At 69.1% G+C, this 4,645-nt stretch carries 5 protein-coding genes; 3 read left to right on the top strand and 2 right to left on the bottom strand.

What is annotated here, in order from left to right:
* Positions 1-206: 206 nt before the first annotated feature.
* The 3 genes from GJV64_RS11655 (at position 207) to GJV64_RS11645 (ending at position 3,197) form a co-directional block, all read left to right on the top strand.
* Positions 207-1,205, top strand: a complete 999-nt coding sequence (locus GJV64_RS11655; protein WP_164157386.1) for an NAD(P)H-quinone oxidoreductase — start codon at positions 207-209, stop codon at positions 1,203-1,205.
* Between the two features lie 110 nt (positions 1,206-1,315).
* The gene (locus GJV64_RS11650; protein WP_164157385.1) at positions 1,316-1,978 is read left to right on the top strand and encodes a cell cycle transcriptional regulator TrcR; all 663 of its coding nucleotides are present in this window, start codon (positions 1,316-1,318) and stop codon (positions 1,976-1,978) included.
* Between the two features lie 88 nt (positions 1,979-2,066).
* Positions 2,067-3,197, top strand: coding sequence for an alkaline phosphatase D family protein (locus tag GJV64_RS11645; protein WP_164157384.1), 1,131 nt, complete (start codon positions 2,067-2,069; stop codon positions 3,195-3,197).
* On the opposite strand, the gene scpB is transcribed toward GJV64_RS11645, so the two are convergent.
* Both scpB and GJV64_RS11635 read right to left on the bottom strand, forming a co-directional pair.
* Positions 3,194-3,772 carry an SMC-Scp complex subunit ScpB gene (scpB, locus tag GJV64_RS11640; protein WP_164157383.1) on the bottom strand — a complete coding sequence of 193 codons (579 nt, stop codon included), beginning with the start codon at positions 3,770-3,772 and terminating at the stop codon, positions 3,194-3,196. The genes GJV64_RS11645 and scpB overlap by 4 nt on opposite strands.
* Positions 3,765-4,544 (bottom strand): segregation and condensation protein A, encoded by a 780-nt coding sequence (locus tag GJV64_RS11635; protein WP_164157382.1) that lies wholly within the window; start codon positions 4,542-4,544, stop codon positions 3,765-3,767. The genes scpB and GJV64_RS11635 overlap by 8 nt, the downstream gene beginning before the upstream one ends.
* Positions 4,545-4,645: the final 101 nt, after the last annotated feature.

The following is a 4,645-nucleotide window of genomic DNA, read 5'->3' as shown; positions in this document are numbered from 1 at the left end:
ACCAGCGCCGCAGCCGCCGGCCCGGCCTCGGGCGCGGCGGCTTCGGTGGCGGCACGCAGGCGATCGGCCAGGGCCAGCACCATGGCGCCGATAATATTGGCCTGACGGGCGGGATCGTTGGTCTGCATCGCCCGTAGATATGTGCGCCGCACATATGGTGCAAGGCCGGTTGACCTCTGGTGCATGGCCCCCGATGATGCGCGGCCATGACCATCCCCCGCGAGATGACCGCCATCGATCCCGTTGCTCCGGGCGGCCCCGAGGTGCTGCAAGCCGTCATCCGACCGGTGCCGCAGCCTGGCTCCGGTGACGTGCTGGTCAAGGTTGCGGCTGCCGGGGTCAACCGGCCCGATGTGCTGCAGCGGCTCGGCCTCTATCCGATGCCGCCCGGCACCCCGACCATTCCGGGGCTGGAGATCGCCGGCACCGTGGTGGCAGTGGGCGAGGCCGTGACCCGCTGGCGGCCCGGCGATACGGTCGTCGCGCTGGTCGCCGGCGGCGGCTATGCCCAATATTGCGTGGCGCCCGAAGGCCAGTGCCTGCCGGTTCCGGCCGGCATGGCGCTCACCGATGCCGCCGGCCTGCCGGAAACCTGGTTCACCGTCTGGTCCAACGTGATGGACAGGGGCCACGCACGGCCCGGCGAGACGATCCTGATCCACGGCGGCACCAGCGGCATCGGCATCACCGCGCTGCAACTGGCGCAGGAGATCGGCCTGACCGCGATCGCGACCTGCGGCAGCGACGAGAAGTGCGCCGCCGCGCGGGCCCATGGCGCAGCCCATGCCATCAACTACAATTCCCAGGATTTCGCCGCCGAGGCGCTGGCCTTCACCGGTGGACGCGGGGTTGATCTCGTGCTCGACATGGTGGGCGGCGATTATGTGCCGAAGAATCTCGCGGCCCTGGCCGACGAGGGTCGCCACCTCAGCATCGCCTTCCAGCGCGGACCGACGGCAGAGGTGAACCTGGGCCTTGTCATGCGCAAGCGCCTCACCCTCACCGGCTCGATGCTGCGGCCGCGCCCCATCGCCTTCAAGGCGGCGATTGCCGAAACGCTGGAAGGCGTGATCTGGCCGGCGTTCGAGGCCGGGCGGCTGCAGCCGGTGACGGACAGCATCTTCCCGCTCGCAGAGGCCGCCGAGGCCCACCGCCGCATGGAGGCGGGCGCGCACGTGGGCAAGATCGTGCTGGCAGTGGATTGAACCGGCAGCCCACGCCCGCTCTTGCGCCAAGCGGCTACCTCCACTAGGAGAAGGATCGTCCAGCCGTCCCGCAAGGGGCGGCTGTTTTCATGTTCAAAGGAGCCACTGCCATGGCCGCCGCCACCTTGCCCCTGATGCCGCACGCCACCGCCGCCTGGCTGGTGGACAACAGCGCGCTGACCTTTTCGCAGATCGCTGATTTCTGCGGCCTGCACATCCTCGAAATTCAGGCCATCGCCGATGACACCGCCGCCACCAAGCTGAAGGGCCGCGATCCCATCCGCGCCGGTGAACTGACCCGCGAGGAACTGACCAAGGGTGAGGAAAATCCCGATCACGCGCTGAAGATTGCCCGCCTGCCCGAACAGGCGCGGCGCACCTCCGGCCCGCGCTACACGCCGGTGTCCAAGCGGCAGGACAAGCCCGATGGCATACTGTGGATCATCAAGAATCACCCGGAGATCACCGACGGGCAGATTTCCCGGCTGATCGGCACCACCAAGAACACCATCGCCGCGATCCGCGACAAGAGCCACTGGAACTATGCCAATCTGCAGCCGCGCGATCCGGTGACGCTGGGGCTGACCAGCCAGCGCGAGATGGATGCCATCGTCGCCGCCGCCGCCAAGAAGGCCGGTGTGGACACGCGCCTGACGCCGGAGCAGGTCGATGCCGAGCGCGCCGCGCTGATCACCCAGCTGCAGGCCGAACGCCTGGCCGCCGCCACCGCGCCCGAGGAACAGCTGACTGCGGAGACGCTGTTCAAGCGCTGATCCCCACGCCCTTCGTCACCCGCTGTCATCATCCTGCAACCGGCTTGCGGCACTCGCGGCGCGTTGAATCGTAGCAGGGGTGCAGAACATGGCGACGGGCGGCAAGCTGGTAAGCAATATTGCCCGGCGCGATGTGCTGGCGGGCCTCGCTGGCACGGCGCTGCTGCCGGCGGCGGCGCAGGCCGGCAGCTTTCCCACGCTGGCCGGGCTGCTCGACGTGCCGGTCTCCCCCACGCTCGATCCGGAGCTGCGGCTGACCCGCATCGGCATCGGCAGCTGCTTCAACCAGAACCGCGATGGCAGCCTGCTCGACGTGGCGCTGCGCAGCCGGCCCGACCTGTTCCTGTTCATGGGCGACAATGTCTATGGCGACACCAGGAGCCCCGATCTCAACGAGCTGATCGGCGCCTATGCTGCCGCGCTCGCCCGCCCGGATTATCGCCGCTTCCGCGCTGCCATGCCGATGGTGGCGGTGTGGGACGATCATGATTTCGGCCTCAACGATGCTGGCGTCACCTATGCCTGGAAGGCCGCCACCCGGCCGCTGTTCTTCGATTTCTGGAATGTGCCGGCCGATGCGCCGCGCCGGCAGGGCAGCGGCATCAACGATGCCTTCATCACCGGGCCAAAGGGCGCACGGGTGCAGGTGATCCTGCTCGACACGCGCAGCTTCCGCGACGACTGGACGCCCAGCCCGACGCGCGGCCAGCCCGGTGCAGAATCCTATGTCGAGAACCCCGATCCCAGCCGCACCATCCTGGGCGAAGCGCAGTGGCAGTGGCTGGAGGCGCAGCTCCGCCAGCCGGCCGACGTCAGGATCATCGTCACCTCCTATCAGCTGGTGGCCGATGGCCATGGCTATGAATGCTGGCGGCTGTTCCCGCACGAGCGCGCCCGCTTCCGCGCGCTGGTCTCGCGCACCCGCGCCAACGGCATCGTGCTGGTGTCGGGCGATCGCCACCGCGCCGGGATCTACCGCGATGCCACCGGCGTGCCCTATCCGCTGCACGAGCTGACCTCGTCGTCGATCAACATGGGTTGGGCGGGCGAGCATCGGGAGGAGGCCGGGCCCAACCGGATCGGCCCCAGCTATTCGGCCAACAATGTCGGGCTGATCAGGCTGGACTGGGAGCGACGGGAGATCGGCCTCGACATCCTCGACGCCGGGGACCGGGTCGTGCTCTCCCAAGGCATCGCGATGGACGCGCTGAGGATTTAGGCTTCGCCGCCGCCCAGCGGCAGGGGAAGCTCGCGCGACGGTTCGCGGTCCAAAAGGCCTGCGGCCTTCAGATCGGCGATGCCGGGCAGATCGCGGCGGCTGGCCAGGTTGAAATGCGCCAGGAACTCCGGGGTGGTGGCATATTGCAGTGGCCGGCCCGGGGTTTCGCGGCGGCCGGCGGGACGCACCCAACCGGCGGCCATCAGCACGTCGATGGTGCCGCCCGACACCGCGACACCGCGGATCTCCTCGATCTCCGGCCGCGTCACCGGCTCGTGATAGGCGATCACCGCCAGCGTCTCGACCGCGGCGCGGGACAGTTTCTTCACCGTCTCGCGGCTGGTGCGCAGGTGATGGCCAAGATCCGGCGCCGTCTGGAACTGCCAGCGCCCGCCACGCTCAACGAGGTTGATGCCGCGCGGCGCATAGCTTTCGGCCAGCGCCCGCAAGGTGGGCAGCAGGTCGCCCCGCTCGCCGACATGGCGGGCAATCTCGGCCAGCGTCATCGGCGTCTCGGCAGCGAACAGGATCGCCTCGAGCGCGCGGGTCAGCGCCAGATCGTACGCGTCAGCCATGGGCCCGGGCCTTCACCAATATCGGCCCGAAGGCGGCGCCCTGCGACAGCACCGCCTTGCCCTGGCGGGCCAGTTCCAGCGCCGCGACGAAGCTGGAGGCCAGCACCGAACGGGCATAGGCCTCGTCAGCCAGATCGGCGGGCAGGAAGCGCGCCAGCTCCGTCCAGTCGATGCTGCGGCCCAGCAGAAGTTCAAGCCGCTCGATCGCCTCGTCCAGCGCCATCACCGGCCGGCGCCGCACCACGTGGATGGCGGTGGCACGCCGGGCCTGGATGGCGCCATAGGCCGACAGCAACTCATAATAATCGACTGCATAGACGGCGCGCCTGTCGGTGGCGAGGCCTTCGGGATTGGGCCGGCGGAACATGTCCCACCCCAGTTGCGGGCGCGCCAGCAGCGTCTGCCCGGCGGCGCGCATCGCCTCCAGCCGCTGCAGCTGGAACTGCAGCTTCAGGGCCAGTTCGGCCGGATCGGGCTCGGCCTCTGGGTCCTTGGGCAGCAGCAGCAGGGATTTGAGATAGGCCAGCCACGCCGCCATCACCAGATAGTCGGCGGCCAGCTCGAGGCTGAGCGCCCGGGCATCGCGGATGAAGTCGAGATATTGATCCACCAGCGCCAGGATCGAGATCTGCGACAGGTCAACTTTCTGGCTGCGCGCCAGGGTGAGAAGCAGGTCGAGCGGGCCTTCCCAGCTGCCCAGCTGCAGGATCAGCGTGTCGCTGCTCCTGCCGCTGCGCACCGGAGCGTCGAAATCAGGGTCGCTCTCGGTCATGCAGCCCCCGCGTCCCCGCTCAGGCCAGCGCCAGCAGCGCGTCGCGCGCCGCCGCCCACTCGGCCGCCGGGGTGGCGTCGCCGGGCCCCATCCAGGCCATC

This window comes from Sandarakinorhabdus rubra (assembly GCF_010994245.1).
In the GTDB taxonomy this organism is placed as follows: Bacteria; Pseudomonadota; Alphaproteobacteria; order Sphingomonadales; family Sphingomonadaceae; genus Sandarakinorhabdus; species Sandarakinorhabdus rubra.
Note: the sequence above shows the minus strand (reverse complement) of the source record. Positions and strands in the feature narration are given on the sequence as shown.